Source organism: Variovorax sp. CCNWLW235, assembly GCF_037204085.1.
GTDB lineage: Bacteria > Pseudomonadota > Gammaproteobacteria > Burkholderiales > Burkholderiaceae_C > Variovorax.
The window spans coordinates 34,967-61,540 of record NZ_JBBCBW010000008.1 but is presented as its reverse complement, the minus strand read 5'-3'; the positions used below and the strand labels follow the sequence as shown (position 1 = coordinate 61,540).

Genomic DNA, 26,574 nt, shown 5'->3' with positions numbered 1-26,574 from the left:
GATTACTGGGCCGTCCAGCCGCCGTCCATTTGCCAGGCCACGCCGCGCACCTGGTCTGCGGCGGGCGAGCACAGGAACACCGCCAGCCCGCCGAGCTGTTCGACCGTGGTGAACTGCAGCGAAGGCTGCTTTTCTCCCAGCAGTTCGTTTTGCGCCTGCTCGGCCGAAATGCCTTCGCGCGCGGCGCGGTCGTCGATCTGCTTTTGCACCAGCTGGGTCAGCACCCAGCCAGGGCAGATTGCATTGCTGGTGATGCCGGTGGTTGCGGTTTCGAGCGCAACCGACTTGGTGAAGCCGACGATGCCGTGCTTGGCCGCCACATAGGCCGACTTTTGCGCCGAGGCGACCAGCCCATGGGCCGACGCCACGTTGACGATGCGTCCCCAGTTGGCTTCGCGCATGGCCGGAATTGCAAGCCGCGTCGTATGGAATGCGCTGGTCAGGTTGATTGCGATGATCGCGTCCCAACGTTCGGGCGGGAAGTCCTCGACCTTTGCCACGTGCTGGATGCCGGCGTTGTTCACGAGGACGTCGACGCGGCCGAACCTGTCCGCGGCGAACTTCATCATGTCTTCGATCTGGTCGGGTTTGCTCATGTCGGCGCCGTGGTATTCGGCGCGCACGCCGAGCGCCTCGATCTGCGACTTGGGAGCCTCGGCATCGCCAAAGCCATTGAGCACGATGTGTGCGCCCTGCTGTGCAAGGGCCTTGGCAATGGCAAAGCCAATACCGCTGGTGGACCCCGTGACAAGCGCGGTTTTGCCTTTGAGCATAAAGATCAATCTCCGGATGAATTAGGATGCGACGAGACCATTATCCGCACCAGGACGACTTCGTTTTCATGACCGACCCGACGCTTCATCACGTGGCGTGCGATGACGCCCAGGGCGGTCATCGCATGGCTTATTGGCAATGGGGCGATGCGCGCAGTGCACATGTGGTGATGTGCGTGCACGGGCTCACCCGGCAAGGGCGCGATTTCGACGTGCTGGCCCAGGCCATCGTGGCGCGTGTTGGTGGCAATGTGCGCGTGGTCTGCCCCGATGTTGCGGGGCGCGGTCGAAGCGACTGGCTGCGCGACCCGGCTCTTTACCAGGTGCCGGTCTATGCGGCCGACATGCTGGCGCTGGTGGGCGAGCTGCACCGCGAACAGCCGATCGATACCTTCGACTATCTGGGTACCAGCATGGGCGGGCTGATCGGCTTTGTGCTGGCGGGCCACAAGCAATTGCCGCTGGCCCGGCCAATACGCCGCTTCGTCGTGAACGACGTCGGCCCGACGATCGAGGCCAGCGCCCTCCAGCGCATCGGCGCCTACGTGGGGCAGGGCGGCCGCTACGACAGCGTGCAGCAAGCAGCAGATGCCATGTGGTCGATCTCGACCACTTTCGGCCCGCACACGCCGGCGCAGTGGCTTGCCTTGTCGCAGCACATGGTGGTGCCGGCGTCGCAGCGCACGGCCGATGGGTCGGGCAAGCTCGAAGCCGGCAACGATGACGCTGCGGGCCCGTGGGTGCTTCACTACGACCCGGCCATTGCCGTGGCGCTGCGCGCCATCACGCCCGAAGCCGCGGCCCAGGGCGGCGCGGTGATGTGGAGCCTTTACGACGCCATCGACGCGCGCACGCTTGTGACGCGCGGCGCCCAGTCGGATCTGCTCTCGCGCGAAACGGCCCTGGCCATGACCGAACGCGGCCCGCGCGCAAAGCTGATCGAGTTCGAAGGCGTGGGCCATGCGCCGACCTTCATCGACCCTGCGCAGGTCTCTGCGGTCACATCCTTCCTGTTCGATTGAGGCCAACGTGAAGCGCGAGTCTTCCAGCCTTCAAACGGCGAACACGTCCGACGCGGTCATGGTGGACTATCCCTTGTCCGCCGCAACGGCCGATCGCACCCCGGTCATGGAGAACATGCTGGCGCGCGCGCGGGCATTTGCCGAGCCGTTGATTGCCGACGAAAAGCTCGACACCGGCGAAAACACGCTGGCGCACGCCGATGCGGTGGCGGCCATCGTCGCGAAGATGGGCGGCTCCGAGGCCATGCAGGCCGCGAGCTACCTGGTGTACGCCTGCCAGCACCTCAACCGCCCGCAGGAAGTGATCGCCAAGGTGTTCGGCGACAACTTTGCGGCGCTGGCGGTGGAAACCACCAAGCTGGTTCGCGTGCAGGAGCAGGCGCGCTCGGCATCGCAAGGCCACCATCTGTCCGAAGGCGCAGGGGCGCAGACCGAGAACGTGCGCAAGATGCTGCTCGCGTTTTCGCGCGACCTGCGCGTGGTGATGCTGCGCCTGGCTTCGCGGCTGCAGACCTTGCGGCATGCCGCGGCCAGCAAACAGCCCGCGCCCGAGAGCGTGGCGCGCGAATCGCTGCAGGTGTTTGCGCCGCTGGCCAACCGGCTGGGCATCTGGCAGGTGAAGTGGGAGATCGAAGATCTTTCGTTCCGCTTTCTCGAACCCGAAACCTACAAGCTGATTGCGCGCCTGCTCGACGAAAAACGGGTCGAACGCGAAGGCCACGTCGAGCAGTTGCGCTCGCAGCTCGAACGCGAACTGCAGGCCGAGGGCGTGCGCGCCACGGTGCAGGGCCGGCCGAAGAACATCTACAGCATCGTCAAGAAAATGCGCGGCAAGTCGCTCGACTTTGCGCAGGTGTTCGACATCCTCGCGCTGCGCGTGGTGGTGCCCGACGTGAAGGACTGCTACGCGGCGCTGGCCTGGGTGCACTCGCACTTCCTGCCAATCGACGAAGAGTTCGACGACTACATCGCACGGCCCAAGCCCAACGGATACCAGTCGCTGCACACCGTGGTGCGCGAGGTGGTCGATGGCAAGGCCGGCAAGCCGATCGAGATCCAGATCCGCACGGAAGAAATGCATGACCATGCCGAACACGGCGTGGCGGCTCACTGGGCCTACAAGGAAGCGGGGCACAAGGGCTATGCGGGCGTGTGGGCGAGCGGGGAATACGACGCAAAGATTGCCGTGCTGCGTCAGCTGCTGGCCTGGGAGCGCGATCTTTCGGGTGGCTCGCAAGGGCAGGGCCTCTTCGACGATCGCATCTATGTATTGACGCCCGACGCCGCCATTGTCGAATTGCCGCAGGGTGCGACACCGGTCGACTTTGCCTACACCGTGCACACCACGCTCGGCCACCGGTGCCGCGGCGCGCGTGTCGATGGAGCGATGGTGCCGCTGAATACGCCGCTTTCCAACGGGCAGACGGTGGAGATCATCGCGGCCAAGGAAGGCGGCCCTTCGCGGGACTGGCTCAACGCCGAGCTCGGCTACCTTGCAAGCCACCGCGCGCGCGCGAAAGTGCGCGCGTGGTTCAACGCGCAGATCACGCACGAAACCGTGGCGCGCGGGCGCGAGGCCGTCGAGAAGCTGCTGCAGCGTGAAGGCAAGACCTCCACGCGGCTGGAAGACCTGGCTTCGCAGCTGGGGTTCAAGTCGGCGGACCATCTGTTCGAAGTCGTGGGCAAGGACGAGTTTTCGCTGCGCAACATCGAGATGCTGCTGCGTCCGCCGGAGCCCGCGCCCAACCCCGACGACGGCGTGCAGCTCAAGAAGCCGCGCGCGAGCGAAAAGTCGGGCAAGGGCGGCGTGCTGGTGGTGGGCGTGTCTTCATTGATGACGCAGCTTGCCAAGTGCTGCAAGCCGGCGCCGCCCGACCCCATCAGCGGCTTTGTGACGCGCGGCCATGGCGTGAGCGTTCACCGCACCGACTGCAGCAACTTCCGGATGATGGCCTCGCGCGATGGCGAGCGCGTGATCGATGTCGAGTGGGGCGCCGCCAAGGGCGGCGAAGCACCGATGTATGCAGTCGACGTGGCTGTGGAAGCGGCTGACCGCCAGGGCTTGCTGCGCGATATCTCGGACGTGTTCGCACGAGAGAAGATGAACGTGATCGGCGTGCAGACCCAATCGGTCAAGGGCACGGCGTGGATGACTTTCACTGTGGAGATCTCCGATGCAGCGCGGCTCGCGCAGGTGCTTGGCGTGGTTACGGCGGTTGCCGGTGTGCGATCTGCACGTCGCCGCTAAAAAGCGCGTTTTCTCCTGCTACAATAGCTGCTTCTCGGACACATCCTTAGGCGCGTAGCTCAGCTGGTTAGAGCACCACCTTGACATGGTGGGGGTCGTTGGTTCGAGTCCAATCGCGCCTACCAATTTCTGTTTCAACTTCCGGCCAACCACCGGGTCTGTTGAACAGAGCTTTCACCGGGTTCCCCGGTGTCTCAATCGTCCTTGCGGTAAGCAGACAAAGACCATGGCCATGTTGTTGTGCTACCTTGGCCGCTCTGCAAACCTTTTCCAAATTTCTTGATAAGCGATCTGATGAATACGCGATCAACGCTGGTTGATCGGGCTCATGCCGAGATGCGCCTGGCCGCATTGCTCCGGCAAGCCCCCATTGAATTTGCGCGTGCGGTCTACGGCATCAACGACCACGCGAGCGGCCGTACCGACACCATGGCAGCGCGCGAAATTGCACGTGCCCTGCAGCAGGGCATTGCTGTGACGCAGGAGCGCGCCGAACAGCGCTCCCGCGCCTACCTGCCCACGGCCGGCCATGAACACTGCCCGCGTTGCTGGGTGGTGTACGGCCACAAGAGCCCCCTGCGTTTTCGAGAGGCGACCGCGGAGCGCCCCGAGAGCGCCGGCTGCAACGCCTGCGGCGCCGAGTACGCGACAACGCCCGATTGAGGCGGCGGATGCGCGGTCAGGGTAAACCTTGTCGCGATGCAGCAAAACCGCTACCTAGAATTGATCGGATGACATGGGCATCCATGTGAAGGAGTCCGCAGTGCAGAGCAAGAAGTCCGGGGTGAAGCCGGTGCAACGTGTAATCAAGAAGTACCCCAACCGAAGGCTCTACGACACCGAGACATCCACCTACATCACGCTCACCGAGGTGAAGCAGCTGGTGATACAGAACGCCCAGTTCGTGGTGCGCGATGCCAAGACCGGGGACGACCTCACGCGCAGCATCCTGCTGCAGATCATTCTCGAAGAAGAGGCGGGTGGCGCCCCCATGTTCACCGAGCAGGTGCTGGCCAACATCATCCGGTTCTACGGGCAGGCGATGCAGGGCTACATGGGGCCGTACCTCGAGAAGAACATCCAGGCCATGACCGAAGTGCAGGCCCAGCTCGCCGAAAAGGCAGAAGGCCTGACGCCCGAAATGTGGTCGCGCTTCATGACCATGCAGTCGCCGATGCTCCAGGGGCTGATGGGTAATTACGTCGAGCAGTCCAAGAACGTGTTCCTGCAAATGCAGGAACAGATGCAGAAGAACACCGAGCAGGTTCTGGGCGCATTCGGCATCAAACGCCCCTGAAATCCCGGTCCCGGCCGATAGCTGGGACAATAGAGGCATATATGAGCGAAGTTGCCTCCCCCGAACGTACCGCCACGCCGGCTGCCCCCAAGGTCGGTTTTGTGAGCCTGGGCTGCCCAAAGGCCCTTACCGATTCCGAATTGATCCTGACCCAGCTCAGCGCTGAGGGCTACCAGACGGCCAAGACCTTCGAAGGCGCCGACCTGGTGATCGTCAACACCTGCGGCTTCATCGACGATGCGGTGAAGGAGAGCCTGGACACCATCGGCGAGGCCCTGGCGGAAAACGGCCGCGTCATCGTCACGGGGTGCCTGGGCGCCAAGACGGGCGACCAGGGCGGCAACCTGGTTCGGCAAATGCACCCGAGCGTGCTGGCCGTGACCGGTCCGCACGCCACGCAGGAAGTGATGGATGCGGTGCATGCCAACCTGCCGAAGCCGCATGACCCGTTCGTCGATCTCGTTCCCAACACCTTCGGCATTGCCGGGCTCAAGCTCACGCCGCGCCACTACGCATACCTGAAGATCAGCGAAGGCTGCAATCACCGCTGCACCTTCTGCATCATTCCCTCGATGCGCGGCGACCTGGTGTCGCGGCCGGTCGGCGACGTGCTCGGCGAGGCCAAGGCCCTGTTCGAAGGTGGCGTGAAGGAGCTCTTGGTGATCAGCCAGGACACCTCGGCCTACGGGGTAGACGTGAAGTACCGCACCGGGTTCTGGGACGGCAAGCCGGTCAAGACTCGCATGCTCGAACTGGTGCGCACGCTGGGCGAAATTGCCGAGCCGTACGGCGCCTGGGTCCGTCTGCACTATGTGTACCCGTACCCGAGCGTGGACGAGATCATTCCGTTGATGGCGAGCGGGCAGGTGCTGCCTTACCTCGACGTGCCCCTGCAGCACAGCCACCCCGATGTGCTCAAGCGCATGAAGCGCCCGGCAAGCGGCGAGAAGAACTTGGAGCGCCTTGCGCGCTGGCGCGAGGTTTGCCCCGAACTCGTGATCCGCAGCACCTTCATCGCAGGGTTTCCCGGCGAGACCGAGCAGGAGTTCGAGCACCTGCTCGACTTCATTCGCGAAGCGCAGATCGACCGGGCGGGCTGCTTTGCCTACAGCCCGGTGGAAGGCGCGACGGCCAATGACATTCCCGGCATGCTGCCGACGGCCGAGCGCGAAGCGCGCCGTGCCCGCTTCATGGAAGTGGCTGAAGCCGTTTCGATTGCCAAGTTGCAGCAGCGCATTGGTGCAACGATGCAGGTGCTGGTGGATTCAGCGCCCGGCATGGGCCGCAAGGGCGGCGTTGGCCGCACTTATGCCGACGCGCCCGAGATCGACGGCACCGTGCGCCTGCTGCCACCCGAAAAAATCAGCAAGACGCTCAAGGTGGGTGAATTCACCAAGGCCCGCATCGTCGGAGCCGAAGGCCACGACCTGATCGCCTTGCCGATCTGAGCCGTTCAGCCCTCCAGCTCGAAACACGCCGCCGCTGCGTTGCCAGGCATGCGGCGGCACTCGCCGACCTGCAAACTAAAGGCTGAATGACAGCCTGAAAAGTTGCGCGCCTACAGACGCGCGGAACGCAAGGCTTGAATGTGGCTGCCTCTGCTTCGAGGAGGTTCCATGTTCTTCCAACTCTTTCAATCCGGTTCCAGCCTTCACCTCAAGAGGGCGGCGACATTGCTGCAAGAGGCGCAGATGGCGCGCCTTGAGCACCAGGCGGCGGCGGAGCACCACGCCGCCTTGGCAAAGATGTACGCAGACCGAGTGAAGCGCCTGACCCACGAGGTCTATCCGCTGCCTGCTCCCGGCGTTGACCCCGACGCGAGGGCCGAGCAGGAGAAGCCCGCCATCTACTCGATTGAAACGAGCCGCAGACCCAAGTCGAATCTGCTGACGTAGCCAGGACTCCAAAAAGAAAAGCCCGCGGAAGCGGGCTTTTCGATGGGCTTGGGTGGGGCGGCCACGGCCCGGCTGTTTTCAGTCATCCGAGCGTGAAATGACCAGAAGGCTCATAAACAACGCTCCGAGGAACATGCCGATTAACAAGGTAAATGCTGCAATCACGATGGTTTCCAGTAGGTTTGATGCCCATATTTTCAAACCAAACGTAACCTTTTGTGCGTTTTTTCGTTACCTTTGGAAGCATATTGATGGAAAAGTGTGACTTTCGCCACACTTTTCCGGCTCGAAGCCACATGCGCTGCGGCAAGGCTAGGCGCGCGTGATGAACCAAGCCCACAAACCCACGCCGGTGGCGATCCAGACGGCAAGGACGAGAACCGCACCCGCGATGCTTCGGGGCTTTGCGCCTCGCTCTTTCATCCACGTGTCTGCGCGGACGCGGCATTCCTCGAGAACAGCCGAGGGAATGAGCCGGATGTTCAGCCAGATCAGGCCGGGCAACAGCAAGGCGTCGTCCAGATAGCCAAGTACCGGAATGAAATCTGGAATCAGATCGATCGGGCTCAGCGCATACGCAACGACAAAAGCGGCGAGCGCCTTTGCGAACCAGGGCGTGCCAGGATGCCGGTAGGCAAACCACAGCGTGACGGCGTCGCGCTTGATCCGCGAGGCCCACTGACGGATGTTTTGAAAAATGGACATGGACGAGAAGAGGCCGTCGGCCGGCCCGAGTATGGCGGACCGTGCGGAACACTTGGTTGGTCGGATCGGTCGCAACCTTGGCGTGGTAAGGTGCACGGCGGGCTTCAAGGCCTGTCGCAACTCCCGCAGATCCGTCCTGTGATCGCGCAGCGAGTTGAACGCCGCGCTCATCAGGTTGGGTTTGCGGTTCACCTTTACTGGCAACGCGGTGTATTGACTCGGTTGCCGCGCTTCATGAGACTGTGCGCGATCATTCGTCGATGTACTGCGTCAGAATGGCGAAAAGCCGCTCCCCGGTGAGCAGGTTGCTGCATCACTTCATGAGACGAAGCCCGTTCCACTTGTCCGAATCCGTGTCGTCGAAAACCGTTTCGCAAAAACTCCCGCTTCGGGACTGCGATGGTGTGCGCGAATGCGGCGGATTTCCGTCGGTCTGGCCTGCCTTGGCCATGACCGGCTTTCGTGAGGGAGAGCATCCCTCGATCATGTTCCCAGGGAAAAGAAAAAACCCCTGTAAATCACAGATTCACAGGGGTTTCAGCTTGGTAGGGGTGGTGCCCAGAAGAGGACTCGAACCTCCACGATGTTACTCGCTAGTACCTGAAACTAGTGCGTCTACCAATTCCGCCATCTGGGCCCACATAGCTGCCGAAGCAGTTATGTTTTGAATTTCAGGAAAGAGAGAATCATATCAAAAATAATGGCCACTCCAGCGGTCTGCTGGATGAATTTGAAGGAACTGTTCAGGGACATCGCGACGGACACGGTTTCGTGCAGCGCGACGACGGCGAAGCCGACATCTATTTGCCCCCGAACGAGATGCGTGCAGTGCTGCACAAAGACCGCGTCAAGGCGCGCGTGGTGCGGCAAGACAGGCGCGGGCGCCCCGAGGGGCGGGTGGTCGAAATCGTCGAGCGCCCCGAGCAGCCGATCATCGGCCGCCTGTTGCATGAAGGCGGCATCTGGCTCGTCGCGCCCGAAGACAAGCGCTACGGACAGGACGTACTGATTCCCAAGGGCGCGACCGGTCCCGCGAAGGTGGGGCAGGTTGTTGTGGTGCAGCTCACCGAGCCGCCGGCCCTGTTCGGCCAACCCGTGGGCCGCGTGAAGGAAGTGCTCGGCGAGATCGACGATCCGGGGATGGAGATCGAAATTGCCGTGCGCAAGTACGGGGTGCCGCACGAGTTTTCAGCCGACTGCCTGGCCGAGGCCAAGGCCTTGCCGGACAAGGTTCGGCCAGCGGACAAGAAGGGCCGCATCGACCTGACCGACGTGCCGCTGGTCACCATCGACGGCGAGGACGCGCGCGACTTCGACGACGCGGTGTACTGCGAACCCGCGAAGGTTGGCCGAGGCAAGGGATGGCGACTGCTGGTGGCCATTGCGGACGTCAGCGCCTATGTGCAGACCGGCTCGGCGATCGACATCGACGCCTACGACCGCGCGACCAGTGTCTACTTTCCGCGCCGCGTTATCCCGATGCTGCCGGAAAAGCTTTCTAACGGCTTGTGCTCGCTGAACCCCGAGGTCGAGCGCCTGTGCATGGTGTGCGACATGCTCGTGGCCGCCGACGGCGAGATTTACGCCTACCAGTTCTACCCGGCGGTGATGTTCAGCCATGCGCGCTTCACCTATACCGAAGTGGCGGCCATTCTGGGCAACACGCGCGGCCCCGAGGCAGCCAAGCGCAAGGACCGCGTGAAGGATCTGCTGAACCTGGCCGATGTCTACAAGGCCCTGCTCAAGCAGCGCGGCAAGCGTGGCGCGGTCGACTTCGAGACCACCGAGACGCAAATCATTTGCGACGACGCGGGCCGTATCGAGAAGATCGTGCCGCGCACACGCAACGAAGCGCACCGTCTCATCGAAGAAGCCATGCTCGCGGCCAACGTGTGCAGCGCCGACTTCATCGCCGAAGGCAAGCACCCGGGCCTGTTCCGCGTGCACGAAGGCCCGACGCCCGAGAAGAAGGAAATCCTGCGCGGCTATCTGAAGGCCATGGGCGTGGGATTGAGCATTACCGACGACCCGCGGCCCGGCGAATTCCAGGCGATTGCCGAGGCCACCAAGGAGCGGCCCGACGCGCAGCAGATCCACACCATGCTGCTTCGCTCGATGCAGCAGGCGATCTACACGCCCATCAACAGCGGCCACTTCGGACTGGCGTACGAGGCCTATACGCACTTCACGAGCCCGATCCGGCGCTATCCGGACCTGCTGGTGCACCGCGTGATCAAGGCAATTCTCGGCAAGACGCGCTATCAGCTGCCGATGCTGCCGACGCCGGGCGAGGCGCATGCCAAGCTCGCCAAGCGGCTGGCCTCTCGCGTCAAGGCGCCGACGACCAAGCCGCAGAAGGCCACTGTTGCTCCCACCAAGGAAGTGCTGGCATGGGAAGCCGCCGGCCTGCATTGCAGCGCCAACGAGCGCCGTGCCGACGAAGCCAGCCGCGACGTCGAGGCGTGGCTCAAGTGCAAGTACATGCGCGAGCACCTGGGCGAGGAATACGGCGGCGTGGTCACCGCGGCCACCACCTTCGGCATCTTTGTGACGCTGGACGCCATGTATGTCGAGGGACTGGTGCACATCACCGAGCTTGGTGGCGAGTATTTCAAGTTCGACGAAATGCGCCAGGAACTGCGCGGCGAGCGCACCGGCATTCGCTATGCGATCGGCACCCGCGTGCGGGTGCAGGTGAGCCGCGTCGACCTGGACGGGCGCAAGATCGACTTCCGCCTGGTGCGCGAGGGTGAAGAGCTCACGTCGCGCGCCATGAAGGACAAGGGCGTGGGCTCGGCCGGCGTGCCCGTCAAGGCGTCAGCCAAGCGCAGCTCGCGCCACAAGGCCGAGGCCGCGCCCGAACAACGCAGCGACCGCGCGGCCACTGCAGCGCCGGGGCCTCAATCGGCGATGCAGGCCTTCAAGTCGGCGGTGAAAAAGGCCGCAAACAAGATGAAGGGCCGCAAGCCACCGCGTCGCACATGACGCACAACGCATCGCACCCATACACAAGCAATACAGACAAGCTGAGAAGGAGACACTGAGCATGAGCGTGGAAAACAACAAGGGCCGCGTCGCAATCGTCACGGGTGCCGGCACGGGCATCGGACGCGCCGCGGCGCTCGCATTGCTGGCCGATGGCTGGAGCGTGGGGCTGGCGGGGCGCCGCCCCGAGCCGCTGGAGCAGGTGGCGGAAGAGTCCGGGGCTGGGGCGCGCGCCTTTGCCGTACCCACCGATGTGGCCAACGCCGAATCGGTGCAGGCGCTGTTCGCCGCCGTGGTCGAACGCTTCGGCCGTGTCGACCTGCTGTTCAACAATGCCGGCGTGGGCAACCCGCCGGGCCCGTTTGAAGACTGGACGCCCGATCAATGGCGCGGTGTGGTCGACATCAACCTGAACGGCATGTTCTTCTGCATCCAGCAGGCGTTCCGCACGATGAAGGCGCAGACCCCGCGAGGCGGCCGCATCATCAACAACGGTTCCATCTCGGCCACTGCGCCGCGGCCGAATTCGCCGGCCTACACGGCGACCAAGCATGCGGTCGAGGGCCTCACCAAGACCGCGTCGCTCGACGGGCGCAAGTACGACATCGCAGTCGGCCAGATCGATGTGGGCAATGCCATGACCGAACTGGCTGCGCGCATGGCCAAGGGCGTGCCGCAAGCCAACGGCGAACTGGCGATCGAGCCGTTGATGGACGTCAAGATCGTCGGGCAGTCGGTGCTCTACATGGCAAACCTGCCGCTGGAAGCCAACGTGCTGTTCCACACCGTGATGGCGACGAAGATGCCCTTCGTCGGACGCGGCTAGAGCCTCCTCGTCAGCCGGGTGCCTGGCGTGCCAGCGCACCGGCCGTTAGCGGAGGTGCATCGGCCGGCCAGGTGCCGGCGATCTGGCCGTGGCGCCAGACGGCGCTTTGCGCAGCCTCGAATGGCGATTGTTTTGACGCCATCGCGGCGCCGATCATTCCGGCCAGCACGTCGCCCGTGCCGGCGGTTGCGAGCGCGGCATTGCCGGTCGGGTTGAGCACAGGCGGCGCGCCGCTGTTGTCGGCGATGACCGTTCCAGAGCCTTTGAGCACGGCAATTGCGCCATAGCGCGATGCCAGTTCGCGGGCTGCTGCCAGCCGGTCGGCTTGAATGTCGGCGGCCGTGCAATCCAGCAGGCGCGCGGCTTCGAGCGGATGCGGAGTGATGACGGTCGGCTTTCCGCGTCGGCTGCGTGATGCCAGTTGCGTTTGCAACGCGCTGTCGCTCGAAATGGCGTTCAGTGCATCGGCATCGAGCACCAGTGACGCCGCCGTCGCCAGCACGCGCGGCAGTACCGCGCGTACGTCCGTGCCTCCGCCGCATCCGCAGACCGCTGTCATGCCCGAGAGATCGAGCGCATCGGCGTCTCGCAGCATCAATTCGGGCTGTGCAAAGTCGACAGGGGCAGCGCTCGGGTCGAGCAAGCCCACGAACACACGTCCGGCGCCCGCATGCAGCGCGGCCGATCCGGCCAGCAGCGCGGCGCCGGCCATGCCCGGTGCGCCGCCGATCACTGCGACATCGCCATAGCTGCCCTTGTGCGATGCGTGGCTGCGTGGCGGGGCCGCCGGGCGGCCCGCAAGGCGCGCGGCGGGCGGTTCAGCGATGCTGCCGCCGCAACCCAGGTCGTCGAACCACACCGTGCCTGCGGCATCGCGGCCTTGCGCCGTAAAGAGGCCTGGCTTCAGGGTCAGAAAGGTGATGCAGAAGCGGGGCGATGCGGCACCCGAATGAGGGATGGCGCTTGAAACGCCGGTGTCGGCGTTCAGCCCGGACGGCACGTCAACGCTCAGAACCGGTTGCGCCGACGAATGCATCTGGCGCAGCCATTCGGCCATGGCGTTCTCGATCGGCCGGGCGGCGCCGATACCGAGCAGCGCATCGATGGCCAGTCCATAGGTCGCGGGCGGGTTGGGCGCGAAGATCACGCCGGCATCCCTGGCTCGCTGCAGCGATGCCTTCGCGTCCGGCGGCAGGCGGTTCTCATCGCCGGCGAAAGTGACGATCGGCAGAAAGCCACGGTGCTGCAGCTGCGCGGCTGCTTCAAAACCGTCGCCGCCATTGTTTCCGGGCCCGCAGGCGACCCATACCGTGCGCGCATGCGGCGCAACTGCCATGGCCAGCCGCGCCACGGCAAGGCCGGCGCGCTGCATCAGCGTGTGGGCGGGCAGGGCGGCTGCAGCTGCCTGCTCGATGCGCCGCGTTGCCGCAATATCGAAAAGGTCGGCGACGGTTTCTGGCGTGATGCGTTGCATCGGGTCATTTTGCCGCCCCATGCGCCCATGCGCCCATGCGCCCATGCGCCCAGGCGCCCATGCGCCCAGGCGCCCAGGCGGGAGCGGCGTCGGTCTCTCTAGGAAAGGTGGAGCCGCTCGACGCCCAGGCCTTCCAGGTCGACGCCGGCATCTCGGCCCCTGATCAGGTCGGCCACCACCCGCGCGCTGCCGCACGACAGCGCCCAGCCGCTCGAGCCGTGGCCCAGGTTGAGCCAGACACCCGGCACGCCGCTGGCGCCGAGTACCGGGGGGCCGTCGGGCAGCATCGGCCGCGCTCCCTTCCATTGCTGCACGCCCGACTGCAGCGTGACCGCGCCCGGGAACCAGTCGTGCAGCACCTTGTAGAGCGTTTGCACCGCGGATGGGTTCATGGTGCTCAGCGAACCGCCGATTTCGGCGCTCCCGGCCACGCGCACGCGCTGGCCCAGGCGCGAGATCGCGACCTTGTAGCGTTCGTCCATCACCGCACTGCGCGGCGCGTTGAGCGATTCGCGGATTGGCGCGCTGATGGAGTGCCCGTAGATGGGGGCGAGTGGAATCCGAAGCCCGAGCGGCCGCACGAGCGCTGCCGAGGCCAGCCCGGCGCAAACCACCACGGCGTCGAACCGCAGCGGCGGGGAGCCACTTGCGAGCGAAACGGAGGTGGGCTCGGCGCGGCTCAGCGGTGCGATGTCGCAGTTGAAATGGAACTGGGCGCCAAGTGCCTCGGCCTCCCACTTGAGCAGCAGCGCGAACTGGCGGCAGTTGGCCACTTCGTCCTCGGGCAGGTAGATGGCGCCTGCAAGCGCGGTGTCGGTGCTGAGCGCGGGTTCGATGCGCCGGGCCTCGTCGGCGTCGACTTCGCGAAAGACGCTGCCCGCCGCGCGCAAGACGTCGAGGCCGGGCTGAACCAGCTTTTTCTCGCGCTTGGAGCGCAGCAGCACAAGGTAGCCGTCGCTGCGTTCGTAGCTGAGTTCGCGCGCCTCCGTCACCTCGTGCAGGCGGGTGCGGCTGTAGAACGCCAGCCGCTGCATGCGGGCGCGGTTCGCCAGGTAGGTTTCGAGCTTGCAGGCCTTCTGCCAGCGCGACATCCAGCCGATATCGCGTGAGTTCAGCGGCCAGCGCAGTTTGATGGCGCCGTGGGAGGAGAGTAGTGAACGCAGCACCTTGGCGCGCATGCCCGGTGCGGCCCACGGCGTTACATAGCCCGGTGCGACCACGCCCGCATTGGCAAAACTGGCTTCCTCGGCGGCCGCGCCGCGGCGCTCGAACACAGACACTTCATGGCCGTCCGAAGCCAGTTCCCAGGCGGTGGTGACGCCGATGATGCCGGCGCCCACGATCGCGATTTTCATTGAATGCTTGAGTAAGAAGAGATGGCTGACGCCCGTCGGTAGGCGTGCAGCTATTGTCTTCGCAGTGCGTGTTCCGTTTGTAAGGCAATCGCGAGAACGGGGTCGTCGTGCAGTGCGGCGTGCCACAGCATCAGGCCGACGGGCAGCTCGCCGGCGGCATGGCAGGGCAGCGAAATGGCGCAGCCGTCGAGCATGTTGACGATCGACGGGTTGCGCAGCAGCATTGCGTTGACGCGAAAAAACTCTTCGTCGCGCTCGGCGCCCGGTGCCACGCTCGCGATGGGAGGCGCGGTGATCGGCACGGTCGGCGACAGCACGGCGTCGTAGGGCGCGAGCGCCGCTTCGACGCGGGCAATCCAGGCGCATCGGGCATTCACGAGATCGATGTATTCATGCGCCTTCATGCCGGCGCCTTTGAGAATGCGCTGCGCAACGCGCGGGTCGTAGCCGGCGCCGCTGCGTTCCAGCAACAGGCGGTGCCAGGCGTAAGACTCGGCCGCCGAAAATCCGCCGGTGGCGTTGATGGCCTGCAGCTCTGCCAGTTCCGGCAGCGCGATTTCCTCGATTTGGGCGCCAGCGGCGCGCAATGCTCGCAGCGAACCTTCGAAGGCCTGGGCCACGGCAGGCTCGATGCCGTCGAAAAACACGTTCTTGACCACGGCCAGCCGGTAAGCGCCCAGGGCGGCTGCGCCGGCAGTCACGCGGCGCCCCGCGAGGATTTCATGTGCGGTGACGGCGTCCCGCACCGATCGCGTCATGGCGCAAACGGTGTCCAGGGTGGTCGACAGCGGCAGGGCGCCGTCGGCCGAAACCAGGCGGGCGGTGCTCTTGAAGCCCACGATGCCGTTCAGCGCCGCGGGAATGCGGATCGAGCCGCCGGTGTCGGAGCCCAGTCCGATGAATGCCGCCCCCGTAGCCACCGAAATGGCGGCGCCGGAAGAGGAGCCTCCCGGAATGCGCGGGGTGGCCGAGTCGCTCGCGTTGGCCGGCGTGCCGTGATGGGGGTTGACGCCCACGCCCGAGAAAGCGAACTCGCTCATGTTGGTGCGCCCGGTCAGCACTCCGCCCGCGGCGCGCAGCCGCGCCACGGCCACGGCATCCGCTTTGGCGGCCGGGGCGTGCGAAAGCACAACGGAGCCCGCGGGAGTCGGCTGCCCGTCGATGTCGAACAGGTCCTTGGCGGTGAATGCAAGCCCGGCAAGCCGGCTTTGCAGCGCCGGCCGGTCGGCTTGCCGGCGCGCTTCGTCGAACAGCGTGCGGGTGAAGACGTGGTTGCAGGCCGGCGATTCGGAAATCTCGATGGCGCGCTCCATTTCGGTGCGTGCATCGCTGCCGCCTGCCAGAAGGTTCAGACGGGCGGCGTGAAGGTCGTTCATGAGTGGGCTGCGAGGGCGCGGGCGGCTCGGTTCCGGGGTGGGACAAGGGGGAAAGGACAGGACGGGCCGTGCTATACTCGTTGGGTTTCGCTGATCATGCGACGGCTCTCGCCGCACCCAGCCAGACACATTCGCAAACCGGCCCAATCAAGGTGTTGTGACTCCATTCGAAGGAGGCGCAAAACGGGCTGGATTTTAGACCCAACCTTTGGAGTAATTTCAATGTCGACCACCATGCGCGAAATGCTGGAAGCCGGTGTCCACTTCGGTCACCAAACCCGCTTCTGGAACCCCAAGATGGCTCCGTTCATCTTCGGCCATCGCAACAAGATCCACATCATCAACCTGGAAAAGTCGCTTCCGATGTTCCAGGACGCGATGAAGTACGCCAAGCAGCTCACCGCCAACCGCGGCACCATCCTCATGGTCGGCACCAAGCGCCAGGCCCGTGAAATCGTGGCTGCCGAAGCCCGCCGCGCCGGCGTGCCTTTCGTTGACACCCGCTGGCTTGGCGGCATGCTGACCAACTTCAAGACCGTCAAGACCTCGATCAAGCGTCTGAAGGACATGAAGGCCCAGCAAGAAGCCGGCCTCGAAAGCCTGAGCAAGAAAGAGCAGCTCACGTTCACCCGTGAAATCGAGAAGCTCGAAAAGGACATCGGCGGCATCCAGGACATGACTGCGCTGCCCGACGCCATCTTCGTGATCGACGTGGGCTTCCACAAGATCGCCGTGGCAGAAGCCAAGAAGCTCGGCATTCCGCTGATCGGCGTGGTGGACTCCAACCACTCGCCCGAAGGCATCGACTACGTCATTCCTGGCAACGACGACTCGTCGAAGGCTGTCACGCTGTACGCCCGCGGCATCGCCGACGCGATCATCGAAGGCCGCAACAGCGCCACCGGTGACGTGGTCAAGGCCATTGCCGAAGGCAGCGACGAATTCGTCGAAGTCGAAGAGGGCGCCTCGGCCTGATCGAGTGCTCTCACGCGCCTGAAGAAGGGGCTTTGGTGCCCCTTTTTTTTAATCTGATTTTTTGGACACGGAGATAGAACAATGGCTGCAATCACCGCAAGCATGGTCGGCGAACTGCGCGCAAAGACCGACGCGCCCATGATGGAATGCAAGAAGGCCCTGACCGAGGCCGACGGCAACATGGAAAAGGCCGAAGAGCTGCTGCGCATCAAGCTCGGCAACAAGGCGGGCAAGGCTTCGGGTCGCATCACCGCCGAAGGCGTGGTCACGGCGTTTGTCGAAGGCTCGGCCGGCGGCATGATCGAAATCAACTGCGAAACCGACTTCGTCACCAAGAACGACAGCTTCCTGGCCATGGCCAACGCTGCCGCGATGCTGGTCGCCAAGAACAATCCCGCCGACATCGCTGCGCTCGGCGCGCTGCCCTATGAGCAGGACGGCTTCGGCCCCACGCTGGGAGACGTGCGCAAGGGCCTGATCGGCAAGATCGGCGAGAACATGAGCTTCCGCCGCTTCAAGCACTTTGCCGGCAACGGCAAGCTGGCTTCGTACCTGCACGGCACGCGCATCGGCGTGATGGTCGAGTTCGAAGGCGACGAAACGTCGGCCAAGGACGTGGCAATGCACATCGCCGCCATGAAGCCGGTCGCTATTTCGGCTGCAGACGTGCCCGCCGACCTGATCGAGAAAGAGCGCGCCGTTGCCGCCGGCAAGGCCGAAGAAGACCGCAAGACGGCCGAAGCCGAAGGCAAGAAGGCGCAGCCTGCCGACATCGTTGCCAAGCGCATCGAAGGCGGCGTACAGAAGTACCTGAAGGAAGTCTCGCTGCACAACCAGCCGTTCGTGAAGAACGACAAGCAGACCGTCGAGCAGATGCTCAAGGCCGCCAACACCACGATCAAGGGCTTCACCCTTTACGTGGTCGGCGAAGGCATCGAAAAGAAGGTCGACGATTTCGCAGCCGAAGTGGCAGCGCAAGTTGCTGCCGCCAAGGCCGCCGCGTAAAAACTGTTACGCCCCAAAGCGACGGCGCACGTGTGTGTGCCGCCGCTTTTTCACCGCCTCGTTCTACACTCGCCCCCGCCAACCCAAGTAAGGAAATTGCCCATGTCTGATCCCCGTCCAGCCCACAAGCGAATCTTGTTGAAGCTGTCGGGTGAAGCGTTAATGGGAGACGATGCCTTTGGTATTAACCGTGCGACCATCGTCCGCATGGTCGAAGAGGTGGCCGAGGTGGTGAACATGGGCGTGGAAGTCGCCGTCGTCATCGGCGGCGGCAACATCTTCCGCGGCGTCGCGGGAGGTTCGGTCGGCATGGATCGCGCCACGGCCGACTACATGGGCATGCTGGCCACGGTGATGAACTCGCTGGCGCTGGCCGATGCCATGAACAAGCAGGGTTTGGTGGCTCGCGTGATGTCCGCCATTGCCATCGAGCAGGTGGTCGAGCCGTATGTGCGGCCCAAGGCGCTGCAGTATCTCGAAGAGGGCAAGGTCGTGGTTTTTGCCGCGGGTACCGGCAACCCGTTCTTCACCACCGACACGGCTGCCGCACTGCGCGGTGCCGAAATCGGCGCCGAGCTGGTGCTCAAGGCGACGAAGGTCGACGGTGTCTATTCCGCCGACCCCAAGACCCATCCGGATGCAACGCGCTATTCCACGCTCACCTTCGACGAGGCAATCGCGCAAAATCTCGGCATCATGGACGCCACGGCCTTCGCGCTGTGCCGCGACCAGAAGTTGCCGATCAAGGTGTTCTCGATCTTCAAGAACGGCGCACTCAAGCGCGTCGTCATGGGCGAGGACGAAGGCACGCTGGTGCATGCCTGAGGAGTATTGAGATGACCACCCCTAACATTGCAGAAATTCGCAGCACGACCGATGCGAAGATGAACCAGTCGCTGGCTGCGTTCCAGAACAACCTCACCAAGATCCGTACCGGCCGGGCCAATTCCGCGCTGCTCGACTCCATCCATGTGGAGTACTACGGCTCGCAGGTTCCCCTGAGCCAGGTGGCCAACGTGTCGGTGCTCGACTCGCGCACCATCAGCGTCCAGCCCTGGGAAAAGGGCATGGGCGCCAAGATCGAAAAAGCCATCCGCGAAAGCGACCTGGGCCTGAACCCGGCCTCGATGGGCGACCTGATCCGCGTGCCGCTTCCCGCAATGAGCGAAGAGCGCCGCAAGGAAATGACCAAGCTGGTTCGCAACGAAGGCGAAAGCGCCAAGATCGCCACGCGCAACCTGCGCCGCGACGCGAACGAAGCGGTCAAGAAGCTGGTCAAGGAAAAGCTCGCCTCCGAAGACGACCAGAAGCGCGCCGAGGCCGAGATCCAGAAGGTCACCGACCGCCACATCGCGGAAATCGACCGGCTGGTCGCGGCCAAGGAAGCGGAGATCATGGCCGTTTGAGGCTGCGCATGGCCTCGTCTTCGCTGCAGATTCCCCACCACATTGCCATCGTCATGGATGGCAACGGACGCTGGGCCACGCGGCGATTCCTGCCTCGCGTGGCGGGCCACAAGCAGGGCGTCGAATCGCTGCGCCGCTGCGTCAGGGCCTGCGTCGATCGCGGCGTGGGCGTTCTCACGGTGTTCGCGTTTTCGTCTGAAAACTGGAACCGGCCGCCCGAAGAGGTTTCGGGGCTCATGGAAATCATGGTCGGTGCGCTCGCGCGCGAGGTGCCCAAGCTGAGCCGCGACGGCGTGCGGCTGCACTTCGTAGGCGAGCGGGCCGGGCTCTCCAAGAAAATGGTGCAAGGCCTGGTCGATGCCGAAGAGGCCACGGCGCAGAACACCAAGCTCATCCTCAACGTCTGCTTCAACTACGGCGGCCGTTGGGACATTGCACGTGCTGCGGCCAAGCTGGCGGAGCAGGGCGAGCCGCTCACCGAAGCCAACCTCGATCGCGCCATGGCCTTGGCCCATGTGCCCGACCCTGACCTGCTCATTCGCACTGGCGGCGAGCAGCGCCTGTCGAATTTCCTGCTGTGGCAAAGCGCCTACGCGGAGCTTTTCTTCAGCAACAAGCTGTGGCCGGAGTTCGACGAAGCCGAGCTTGATGCGGGAATTGCTGCATTCCAGCTTCGCGAGCGCCGTTTCGGCAAGACTTCCGCGCAGGTCACGGCCGGCAGCGATTCCACCTCAGATCGCCAGTTGGCCTGACGGCCTTCAATGGCCCGAAATACCGCCGCATGCTCAAACAACGCATTCTCACGGCCATCGTCCTGCTGGCGATCTTGCTGCCGGCGCTTTTCTATCCCTCTCACGTTCCATTTGCCTGCGTCATGCTGGTGCTGATCGGTGCCGCAGCCTGGGAGTGGGGCCGCCTCAACGGATACGGGCAGCAACTGTCAGTGTTCCTTGGCTTGGAGACGGTGACGCTTTGCGCGTTGTCGTGGTGGCTCGGTTTGCTCGAGCGGCCGCTGATGCTCATGTGGCTGCTGGCCAGCGCGGCGTGGGTGCTCGGTGGCTCCGCACTGCTGCGTGTCGCGGTGCCGGGCTGGCCCCGCATTCCGCGCGGCCTGCGGCTGGTTGGCGGATTGCTGGCGCTCTGGGTGGCGTGGCTCGCGGCGGTGCAGGCGCGCATGGTCGGCATCAATTTTCTGCTTTCCATTCTTGTGCTGGTCTGGGTGGCCGACGTCTTCGCCTATTTCGCGGGCCGCGCCTTCGGCCTCAAGTTCACCCGCGGCAAGCTCGCACCCGCCATCAGCCCCGGCAAGAGCTGGGAAGGTGTGTGGGGCGGCATGGCAGGCGTGGTGGTTCTGGCCTGTGCGTGGGTGTGGGCCGACAGGGCGGCCGGGGCAACCGTGGCAAGCCTCTACACCCGGCTGCATGAGCGCGGCTGGTGGCTGCTGCTCGTGGGCGTGGTGTTTCTTGCCGCGATGAGCGTTGTCGGCGACCTGGTCGAATCGCTGATCAAGCGCAGCGCCGGCGCCAAGGACAGCAGCCGCCTGCTGCCGGGCCACGGCGGCGTGCTCGACCGCGTGGATGCCCTCTTGCCGGCGCTTCCCATCGCAATGATGCTGGGTTCCTTGTGAACACACCCAAACAACGCATCACGGTGCTGGGCTCGACCGGCTCGGTCGGGGTCAGCACGCTCGACGTCATCTCCCGGCACCCCGAGCGCTTCGAGGTTTTTGCACTCTCCGCAGCGACCAAGGTCGACGAACTGCTGGCGCAATGCGCGCGGTTTTCGCCCCGTTTCGCGGTCATGGCCAGTGCGCCGCATGCGGCGCTGCTGGCGGAAAAGCTCGAGCAGAACAATCTCCCCACGAAAGTCCTGAGCGGCCCTGATGCTATAGAAAAAATAGCGTCACACGAAGAAGTCGATGCCGTCATGGCCGCCATCGTGGGCGCTGCGGGCCTGGGCCCGTGCCTGGCGGCCGCGCGCGCCGGCAAGCGGCTCCTTCTGGCCAACAAAGAGGCACTGGTGGTCGGCGGTGAGCTTTTCATGCGCACCGTGCACGAAGGCGGTGCCACGCTGCTGCCGATCGACAGCGAGCACTCGGCCATCTTCCAGTCGCTGCCTGAAGATCCGTCTACCTGGTCGCGGCGCATCGACAAGATCATCCTGACCGCTTCGGGCGGCCCGTTTCGTACACGCGCGCCCGGCACCCTGGGCACGGTCACGCCTGAGCAGGCCTGCGCCCATCCGAACTGGGTCATGGGGCGCAAGATTTCTGTCGATTCCGCCACCATGATGAACAAGGCGCTCGAGGTGATCGAGGCGCGCCACCTGTTCGGCGTGTTGCCCGAGCAGATCGAGGTGGTCATCCATCCGCAGAGCGTGGTGCATTCGATGGTCCAGTTCACCGACGCCTCGGTCATTGCGCAACTCGGCACGCCCGACATGCGCGTGCCCATTGCCGTCGGCCTGGCTTGGCCCGAGCGCATCGAAAGCGGGGCGGGGCGCCTGGATTTCCGCCAGATGGCGGCGCTGAGCTTCGATGCTCCGGATGCAGCGCTCTTCCCGGGCTTGGGATTGGCCTGGCACGCGCTTCGCGCGGCCCCCGGGACCACGGCGGTGCTCAATGCAGCCAACGAAGTCGCAGTCGAGGCCTTTCTTGACCGGCGACTTCGCTTCGATCGCATTCATGCGGTCAACATGGAAACTTTGGAAGCCATTTCTCCCTCCAAGCCCGCATCGCTGGCGGACCTGCTGGCGCTCGATGCCAGTGCCCGCGCGGCCGCCAATGCCGCAGCGCTGCGCTTTGCGGCCTGATACGCCGGACAACCGAGGACTCGGATGCTCACTGTCATAGCCTTTGTGGTTGCCATCGGCGTGTTGATTGCCGTGCACGAATACGGCCACTACCGCGTCGCCGTTGCTTGCGGCGTCAAGGTGCTGCGGTTCTCGGTCGGCTTCGGCAAGACGCTCTACCGGTGGCAGCCCAAGCGCCAGCGCGACGGCCAGTCGACCGAATTCGTCATCGGCGTATTTCCCCTCGGCGGCTACGTCAAGATGCTCGACGAGCGCGAGGGGCCGGTGGCGCCCGAAGAACGGCACCGCGCGTTCAACACGCAGCCGCTGCGCTCGCGCGCGGCCATCGTTGCCGCCGGACCCATTGCCAACCTGCTCCTTGCGGTGGTGCTCTACACGACCGTCAACTGGATCGGCGTGGATGAGCCCGTCGCCAAGCTGGCCCGCCCCGTTGCGGCTTCCCTGGCCGAGGTAGCGGGCCTTCGCGGCGGCGAGCATGTCACGCGCGCCGGTTTCGACGGCGACCTGGAGCCGGTGCAGTCGTTCGAGGACCTTCGCTGGCGCATGACGCGCGGTGCCCTCGACGGCCGGGACCTGACACTCGAAATCGCAGGCGAGGGCGGTCGGCCCGAACGCCAGGTCGTGCTGCCCCTGAGCCGCATGCAGGCCAAGGACGCCGATCCGCAGATGTTCCGCAAGATCGGCGTGCTCGCTCCTCTTACGCGGCCTGAGATCGGCGAGGTCATGGCGGGCAGCGCCGCAGAGCGCGCCGACCTGCGCAATGGCGATCTGGTCCGGGCCATCGGCAGAACGCCCATCGTCGATGGGCAGCAATTGCGCGAGTTGATCCGGACTTCGATCGATGGCGATCAGCCGCGCGTGCAAACCTGGCAGGTGCAGCGCGGCGGCCAAGTGGTCGAGCTCGAAGTCAAGCCCGAGCTGCGTGAAGAAGCGGGCGTGAAGGTCGGCCGGATCGGCGCCTACGTGGGCGCGCCGCCGGAAATGATCACGGTTCGGCAGGGGCCCGTCGATGGTGTCTGGCGCGGCATCGTACGCACCTGGGAGGTCTCGGCGCTCACCGTTCGCATGATGGGCAAGATGGTCATCGGCGAAGCTTCGCTCAAGAACTTGAGTGGGCCGCTCACGATCGCCGACTATGCGGGCAAGTCCGCAAGCCTCGGACTGACCCAGTACCTGGTGTTCCTTGCACTGATCAGCGTGAGCTTGGGCGTTCTCAATCTCATGCCGCTGCCGGTCCTCGATGGGGGGCACCTGATGTATTATCTTTGGGAGGGCCTGACCGGCAAGAGCGTCTCTGACGCTTGGATGGAACGGCTTCAGCGCGGCGGTGTCGCCTTGCTGCTGGTCATGATGTCGGTCGCACTCTTCAACGACGTCACGCGGCTCTTTGGTTAACTTTCTGCCGGCCCTTTCCGCGCCGGCCCAATTCACAGATGAACACAAACTTCAGTCGCTTTCGCCTGCGTAGCGTTGCCGCGGTAGTGGCCAGCGCCCTGGCGGCCACGGCAGCCTGGGCCGTCGAGCCTTTCACGGTGCGCGACATTCGCGTCGAAGGCTTGCAACGCGTGGAGCCCGGCACGATCTTCGCATCGCTGCCGCTGCGTGTGGGCGACACCTACAGCGACGAACGCGGATCGGCCGCCATCCGCGCGCTGTTCGACCTGGGTTTGTTCAAGGACGTGCGCATCGACGTCAACGGAAACGTGCTGGTGGTGATCGTCGAAGAGCGGCCCACCATCGCTGACGTCGATTTCGTCGGCGCCAAGGAATTCGACAAGGCCGCGCTCCAGAAGGCACTGCGCGAAGTCGGCCTGGCTGACGGCCGGCCCTACGACAAGGCGCTGGCCGACCGTGCCGAGCAAGAGCTCAAGCGCCAGTACGTGAGCCGCAGCCTCTACAACGCGCAGGTCGTGACCACCGTCACGCCCATCGAGCGCAACCGCGTCAACCTCACGTTCACCGTGACCGAAGGCGACTCCGCCCGCATCCGCGAAGTGCGCGTGGTCGGCAACAAAGCCTTCAGCGAATCGACGCTGCTGAGCCTGTTCGACCAGGACAGCGGCGGTTTCATGAGCTGGTACACCAAGTCGAACCAATACTCGCGCACCAAGCTGAACGCCGACCTGGAAACGCTTCGCTCGTACTACATCACGCGCGGCTACCTCGAGTTCCGCATCGATTCGACCCAGGTGGCCATCTCGCCCGACCGGCAGGACCTGACGGTGACGGTGAACATCACCGAAGGCGAAAAATTCGTGGTGGCCGGCGTCAAGCTCGACGGCAACTACCTCGGCCGCGACGAAGAGTTCAAGTCGCTTGTGACCATCAAGCCCGGCGAGCCGTACAACGGCGAGCAGGTCACCGAAACCACCAAAGCCTTTACCGATTATTTCGGCACCTTCGGCTATGCGTTTGCGCGTGTGCAGGCCCGTCCTGAAATCGATCGCGTCAACAACCGCGTGACGCTGACGCTGCAAGCCGAACCGTCGCGCCGCGTCTATGTGCGCCGCGTGGCCGTGGGCGGCAACGCCAAGACGCGCGACGAAGTGATCCGGCGCGAGTTCCGCCAGTTCGAGGCTTCGTGGTACGACGGCGACAAGATCAAGATTTCGCGCGATCGCGTCGACCGCCTCGGCTTCTTCACCGAAGTGAACGTCGAAACCCAGGAAATCCCGGGTTCGCCCGACCAGGTCGACCTGGTCGTGAACGTTGCGGAAAAGCCGACCGGCAGCCTGCAACTCGGCGCCGGCTACTCCAGCTCCGAAAAGGTGGCTCTCACCTTCGGTATCTCGCAGGAGAACGTGTTCGGTTCGGGCAACTTCCTGGGCCTGCAGGTCAACACCAGCAAGTACAACCGCACGCTTTCGCTGACCACGACCGATCCGTACTTCACGCAGGACGGCATCTCGCGCACGGTGAGCGTCTATCACACCACGACGCGGCCGTACAACTACTCGATCGACGGCGACTACCAGCTGGTCAACCAAGGCGCGTCCATCCGCTTTGGTGTGCCGTTCAGCGAGGTCGATACCGTCTTCTTCGGGATCGGTCTGGAGCGCTACGCATTCGATGCGCAGAGTTCGTTCGCCTTCCTCACGCCGAAGTCGTACCGCGACTACTTCCAGTGCAAGACCGATGAGACCGGCCTGTTCGTCTCGCGATGCGACCAGGACAGCGTGTGGGGCGTGCCGCTGACTATCGGCTGGGGCCGCGACAACCGCGACAGCGCGCTGGTTCCGACGAGCGGGCGCCTGCAGCGCGCCAACGTCGAGTTGGGTGTCGGCGGGGACATGAAGTACCTCAAGACGAGCTACCAGTACCAGCAGTTCTTCCCCATCAGCAAGCAATACACCTTTGCGATCAACGGCGAAGTCGGCTACGGCAAGGCGTTCGGCGGCAAGACCTTCCCGATCTTCAAGAACTTCTATGCCGGTGGCCTGGGTTCGATCCGCGGCTTCGAGCAGAACTCGCTCGGTCCGCGCGATGCGCCGTTGCTCGGCCAGACCGAAGGCGCCGCCTTGGGCGGTACCAAGAAGGCGATCTTCAATGCCGAGCTCAGCACGCCGTTCCCCGGCGCTGGCAATGACCGCACCTTGCGTCTGTATGGCTTCTTCGACGTCGGCAATGTGTTCGGCTCGCGTGCCGAAGGCCTGACCGATGCGCAGTACAAGGCCCAGAAGAAGCTGCGCGCTTCCGTGGGCCTCGGCGTCAGCTGGATTTCGCCGCTCGGCCCGCTGCGCCTGGCCTACGCCTTCCCCATCAAGTCCCAGAAGGAAGTGGTGGATCCCGCGACCGGCCTGGTCACGATCCCGAAGGATAGAATTCAGCGCTTGCAATTCCAGATCGGAACTTCTTTCTAAATGACGCATTTGATCCGCGCCGCAGCTGGCGCGTTGTTGATCCCCATTTTTGCGCTGGTTGCCGCGCCTGCTGCCCAGGCGCAGGAGACTTTTCGCATCGGATTCGTGAATCCGGATCGCGTGCTGCGCGAGGCCCAGCCGGCCAAGGCCGCGCAAGCCAAGCTCGAGTCCGAGTTCCTCAAGCGCGAGAAAGACCTCACGGCGCAAGGCGAGGCCTTGAAGTCGGCGTCCGAAAGGTTCGAGCGCGAGGCGCCTACCTTGTCGGAAAGCCAGCGCACGGCCCGCCAGCGTGGGCTGGTCGATCAGGACCGTGACTTCCAGCGCCGCCGCCGCGAGTTCCAGGAAGACCTCAATGCGCGCAAGAACGAAGAGCTCCAGCAGGTCTACGAGCGTGCCAACCGCGTGGTGAAGCAGGTGGCCGAGGCTGAAAAGTACGACGCCATTCTGCAGGAAGCGATCTACATCAATCCGAAGCACGACATCACGGACAAGGTGATCAAGGCGCTGAACGCCTCGACCACTTCTTCCGCGCCTGCGGGCGGCAAATAACGCCGCGAAAAC

Annotated in this window: 23 protein-coding genes and 2 tRNA genes; 19 read left to right on the top strand and 6 right to left on the bottom strand. The window is 64.4% G+C overall.

Features of this window, described 5'->3' with window-relative positions; translation table 11 throughout:
- Nucleotides 1–2: 2 nt before the first annotated feature.
- Nucleotides 3–773 (bottom strand): 3-hydroxybutyrate dehydrogenase, encoded by a 771-nt coding sequence (locus tag V9L21_RS11650; protein ID WP_337311983.1) that lies wholly within the window; start codon nt 771–773, stop codon nt 3–5.
- A gap of 26 nt (nt 774–799) precedes the next feature.
- Here V9L21_RS11650 and V9L21_RS11645 point away from each other — a divergent pair, with 26 nt between their 5' ends.
- The 7 genes from V9L21_RS11645 to V9L21_RS11615 all read left to right on the top strand — a co-directional run bounded on the left by V9L21_RS11645 (nt 800) and on the right by V9L21_RS11615 (nt 7,235).
- On the top strand, nt 800–1,795 hold the full coding sequence (locus V9L21_RS11645) for an alpha/beta fold hydrolase (RefSeq protein ID WP_337311981.1): 996 nt from the start codon (nt 800–802) through the stop codon (nt 1,793–1,795).
- A 58-nt stretch (nt 1,796–1,853) separates the two neighbouring features.
- Nucleotides 1,854–4,043: a RelA/SpoT family protein gene (locus V9L21_RS11640; RefSeq protein WP_337312236.1), complete on the top strand. Its 2,190-nt coding sequence runs from the start codon at nt 1,854–1,856 to the stop codon at nt 4,041–4,043.
- A 48-nt stretch (nt 4,044–4,091) separates the two neighbouring features.
- Nucleotides 4,092–4,168: transfer RNA gene (locus V9L21_RS11635), tRNA-Val, on the top strand.
- A gap of 169 nt (nt 4,169–4,337) precedes the next feature.
- The gene (locus V9L21_RS11630) at nt 4,338–4,706 is read left to right on the top strand and encodes a hypothetical protein (protein WP_337311979.1); all 369 of its coding nucleotides are present in this window, start codon (nt 4,338–4,340) and stop codon (nt 4,704–4,706) included.
- A 73-nt stretch (nt 4,707–4,779) separates the two neighbouring features.
- Entirely contained in the window at nt 4,780–5,340 is a 561-nt protein-coding gene (gene phaR / locus V9L21_RS11625) for a polyhydroxyalkanoate synthesis repressor PhaR (RefSeq protein ID WP_041946121.1), read from the top strand.
- A gap of 41 nt (nt 5,341–5,381) precedes the next feature.
- Nucleotides 5,382–6,788: a 30S ribosomal protein S12 methylthiotransferase RimO gene (gene rimO, locus V9L21_RS11620; RefSeq protein ID WP_337311977.1), complete on the top strand. Its 1,407-nt coding sequence runs from the start codon at nt 5,382–5,384 to the stop codon at nt 6,786–6,788.
- Nucleotides 6,789–6,956: 168 nt separating this feature from the next.
- Nucleotides 6,957–7,235: a hypothetical protein gene (locus V9L21_RS11615; protein WP_337311975.1), complete on the top strand. Its 279-nt coding sequence runs from the start codon at nt 6,957–6,959 to the stop codon at nt 7,233–7,235.
- Nucleotides 7,236–7,547: 312 nt separating this feature from the next.
- On the opposite strand, the gene V9L21_RS11610 is transcribed toward V9L21_RS11615, so the two are convergent.
- Both V9L21_RS11610 and V9L21_RS11605 read right to left on the bottom strand, forming a co-directional pair.
- Nucleotides 7,548–7,940 (bottom strand): YkvA family protein, encoded by a 393-nt coding sequence (locus V9L21_RS11610; RefSeq protein WP_337312234.1) that lies wholly within the window; start codon nt 7,938–7,940, stop codon nt 7,548–7,550.
- A 552-nt stretch (nt 7,941–8,492) separates the two neighbouring features.
- Nucleotides 8,493–8,577, bottom strand: a tRNA-Leu gene (locus V9L21_RS11605).
- 80 nt (nt 8,578–8,657) lie between these two features.
- Between V9L21_RS11605 and rnr the strand changes: the two genes are divergently transcribed.
- Together rnr and V9L21_RS11595 are read left to right on the top strand one after the other, a co-directional pair.
- Nucleotides 8,658–10,925 (top strand): ribonuclease R, encoded by a 2,268-nt coding sequence (gene rnr / locus V9L21_RS11600; protein WP_337312232.1) that lies wholly within the window; start codon nt 8,658–8,660, stop codon nt 10,923–10,925.
- A 61-nt stretch (nt 10,926–10,986) separates the two neighbouring features.
- The gene (locus tag V9L21_RS11595) at nt 10,987–11,751 is read left to right on the top strand and encodes an SDR family oxidoreductase (RefSeq protein WP_337311973.1); all 765 of its coding nucleotides are present in this window, start codon (nt 10,987–10,989) and stop codon (nt 11,749–11,751) included.
- Between the two features lie 10 nt (nt 11,752–11,761).
- Here the strand turns inward: V9L21_RS11595 and V9L21_RS11590 are convergent, their stop codons facing one another.
- The 3 genes from V9L21_RS11590 to V9L21_RS11580 form a co-directional block, all read right to left on the bottom strand.
- Nucleotides 11,762–13,225 (bottom strand): NAD(P)H-hydrate dehydratase, encoded by a 1,464-nt coding sequence (locus V9L21_RS11590; protein WP_337311971.1) that lies wholly within the window; start codon nt 13,223–13,225, stop codon nt 11,762–11,764.
- Between the two features lie 98 nt (nt 13,226–13,323).
- Complete coding sequence (locus tag V9L21_RS11585) at nt 13,324–14,580, bottom strand: D-amino acid dehydrogenase (protein ID WP_337311969.1); 1,257 nt, start codon at nt 14,578–14,580, stop codon at nt 13,324–13,326.
- 50 nt (nt 14,581–14,630) lie between these two features.
- Nucleotides 14,631–15,956, bottom strand: a complete 1,326-nt coding sequence (locus tag V9L21_RS11580) for an amidase (protein ID WP_337311967.1) — start codon at nt 15,954–15,956, stop codon at nt 14,631–14,633.
- Between the two features lie 222 nt (nt 15,957–16,178).
- On the opposite strand from V9L21_RS11580, the gene rpsB reads away from it, so the two are divergent.
- The 10 genes from rpsB to V9L21_RS11530 all read left to right on the top strand — a co-directional run bounded on the left by rpsB (nt 16,179) and on the right by V9L21_RS11530 (nt 26,562).
- Nucleotides 16,179–16,931 carry a 30S ribosomal protein S2 gene (gene rpsB, locus V9L21_RS11575; RefSeq protein WP_126749808.1) on the top strand — a complete coding sequence of 251 codons (753 nt, stop codon included), beginning with the start codon at nt 16,179–16,181 and terminating at the stop codon, nt 16,929–16,931.
- Nucleotides 16,932–17,012: 81 nt separating this feature from the next.
- A complete protein-coding gene (gene tsf / locus V9L21_RS11570) occupies nt 17,013–17,936 on the top strand; it encodes a translation elongation factor Ts (protein WP_337311965.1) in 924 nt (307 codons plus the stop codon).
- Nucleotides 17,937–18,038: 102 nt separating this feature from the next.
- On the top strand, nt 18,039–18,761 hold the full coding sequence (gene pyrH, locus V9L21_RS11565) for a UMP kinase (protein ID WP_012747709.1): 723 nt from the start codon (nt 18,039–18,041) through the stop codon (nt 18,759–18,761).
- Nucleotides 18,762–18,772: 11 nt separating this feature from the next.
- Complete coding sequence (gene frr, locus V9L21_RS11560; RefSeq protein ID WP_337311963.1) at nt 18,773–19,342, top strand: ribosome recycling factor; 570 nt, start codon at nt 18,773–18,775, stop codon at nt 19,340–19,342.
- Between the two features lie 8 nt (nt 19,343–19,350).
- A complete protein-coding gene (gene uppS, locus V9L21_RS11555; protein ID WP_337311961.1) occupies nt 19,351–20,094 on the top strand; it encodes a polyprenyl diphosphate synthase in 744 nt (247 codons plus the stop codon).
- Between the two features lie 29 nt (nt 20,095–20,123).
- Nucleotides 20,124–20,969, top strand: a complete 846-nt coding sequence (locus V9L21_RS11550) for a phosphatidate cytidylyltransferase (RefSeq protein ID WP_337311959.1) — start codon at nt 20,124–20,126, stop codon at nt 20,967–20,969.
- Nucleotides 20,966–22,153: a 1-deoxy-D-xylulose-5-phosphate reductoisomerase gene (gene ispC / locus V9L21_RS11545; protein ID WP_337311957.1), complete on the top strand. Its 1,188-nt coding sequence runs from the start codon at nt 20,966–20,968 to the stop codon at nt 22,151–22,153. The genes V9L21_RS11550 and ispC overlap by 4 nt, the downstream gene beginning before the upstream one ends.
- Nucleotides 22,154–22,177: 24 nt before the next feature.
- Entirely contained in the window at nt 22,178–23,548 is a 1,371-nt protein-coding gene (gene rseP, locus V9L21_RS11540; RefSeq protein WP_337311955.1) for an RIP metalloprotease RseP, read from the top strand.
- Nucleotides 23,549–23,586: 38 nt separating this feature from the next.
- Nucleotides 23,587–26,013, top strand: coding sequence for an outer membrane protein assembly factor BamA (gene bamA / locus V9L21_RS11535; RefSeq protein WP_337311953.1), 2,427 nt, complete (start codon nt 23,587–23,589; stop codon nt 26,011–26,013).
- A complete protein-coding gene (locus V9L21_RS11530) occupies nt 26,014–26,562 on the top strand; it encodes an OmpH family outer membrane protein (RefSeq protein ID WP_337311951.1) in 549 nt (182 codons plus the stop codon).
- Nucleotides 26,563–26,574: the final 12 nt, after the last annotated feature.

Excerpts from the sequence above, each read along its gene's own strand:
- V9L21_RS11630 (WP_337311979.1), top strand. The coding sequence starts at position 4,338 with ATGAATACGCGATCAACGCTGGTTGATCGGGCTCATGCCGAGATGCGC.
- rimO (WP_337311977.1), top strand. The coding sequence starts at position 5,382 with ATGAGCGAAGTTGCCTCCCCCGAACGTACCGCCACGCCGGCTGCCCCC.
- V9L21_RS11650 (WP_337311983.1), bottom strand. The coding sequence starts at position 773 with ATGCTCAAAGGCAAAACCGCGCTTGTCACGGGGTCCACCAGCGGTATT.
- V9L21_RS11590 (WP_337311971.1), bottom strand. The coding sequence starts at position 13,225 with ATGCAACGCATCACGCCAGAAACCGTCGCCGACCTTTTCGATATTGCG.
- V9L21_RS11595 (WP_337311973.1), top strand. The coding sequence starts at position 10,987 with ATGAGCGTGGAAAACAACAAGGGCCGCGTCGCAATCGTCACGGGTGCC.
- V9L21_RS11615 (WP_337311975.1), top strand. The coding sequence starts at position 6,957 with ATGTTCTTCCAACTCTTTCAATCCGGTTCCAGCCTTCACCTCAAGAGG.
- V9L21_RS11640 (WP_337312236.1), top strand. The coding sequence starts at position 1,854 with ATGGTGGACTATCCCTTGTCCGCCGCAACGGCCGATCGCACCCCGGTC.
- rpsB (WP_126749808.1), top strand. The coding sequence starts at position 16,179 with ATGTCGACCACCATGCGCGAAATGCTGGAAGCCGGTGTCCACTTCGGT.
- V9L21_RS11550 (WP_337311959.1), top strand. The coding sequence starts at position 20,124 with ATGCTCAAACAACGCATTCTCACGGCCATCGTCCTGCTGGCGATCTTG.
- bamA (WP_337311953.1), top strand. The coding sequence starts at position 23,587 with ATGAACACAAACTTCAGTCGCTTTCGCCTGCGTAGCGTTGCCGCGGTA.
- V9L21_RS11610 (WP_337312234.1), bottom strand. The coding sequence starts at position 7,940 with ATGTCCATTTTTCAAAACATCCGTCAGTGGGCCTCGCGGATCAAGCGC.
- V9L21_RS11530 (WP_337311951.1), top strand. The coding sequence starts at position 26,014 with ATGACGCATTTGATCCGCGCCGCAGCTGGCGCGTTGTTGATCCCCATT.
- uppS (WP_337311961.1), top strand. The coding sequence starts at position 19,351 with ATGGCCTCGTCTTCGCTGCAGATTCCCCACCACATTGCCATCGTCATG.
- V9L21_RS11585 (WP_337311969.1), bottom strand. The coding sequence starts at position 14,580 with ATGAAAATCGCGATCGTGGGCGCCGGCATCATCGGCGTCACCACCGCC.
- pyrH (WP_012747709.1), top strand. The coding sequence starts at position 18,039 with ATGTCTGATCCCCGTCCAGCCCACAAGCGAATCTTGTTGAAGCTGTCG.
- V9L21_RS11645 (WP_337311981.1), top strand. The coding sequence starts at position 800 with ATGCGACGAGACCATTATCCGCACCAGGACGACTTCGTTTTCATGACC.
- tsf (WP_337311965.1), top strand. The coding sequence starts at position 17,013 with ATGGCTGCAATCACCGCAAGCATGGTCGGCGAACTGCGCGCAAAGACC.
- phaR (WP_041946121.1), top strand. The coding sequence starts at position 4,780 with ATGGGCATCCATGTGAAGGAGTCCGCAGTGCAGAGCAAGAAGTCCGGG.
- frr (WP_337311963.1), top strand. The coding sequence starts at position 18,773 with ATGACCACCCCTAACATTGCAGAAATTCGCAGCACGACCGATGCGAAG.
- V9L21_RS11580 (WP_337311967.1), bottom strand. The coding sequence starts at position 15,956 with ATGAACGACCTTCACGCCGCCCGTCTGAACCTTCTGGCAGGCGGCAGC.
- rseP (WP_337311955.1), top strand. The coding sequence starts at position 22,178 with ATGCTCACTGTCATAGCCTTTGTGGTTGCCATCGGCGTGTTGATTGCC.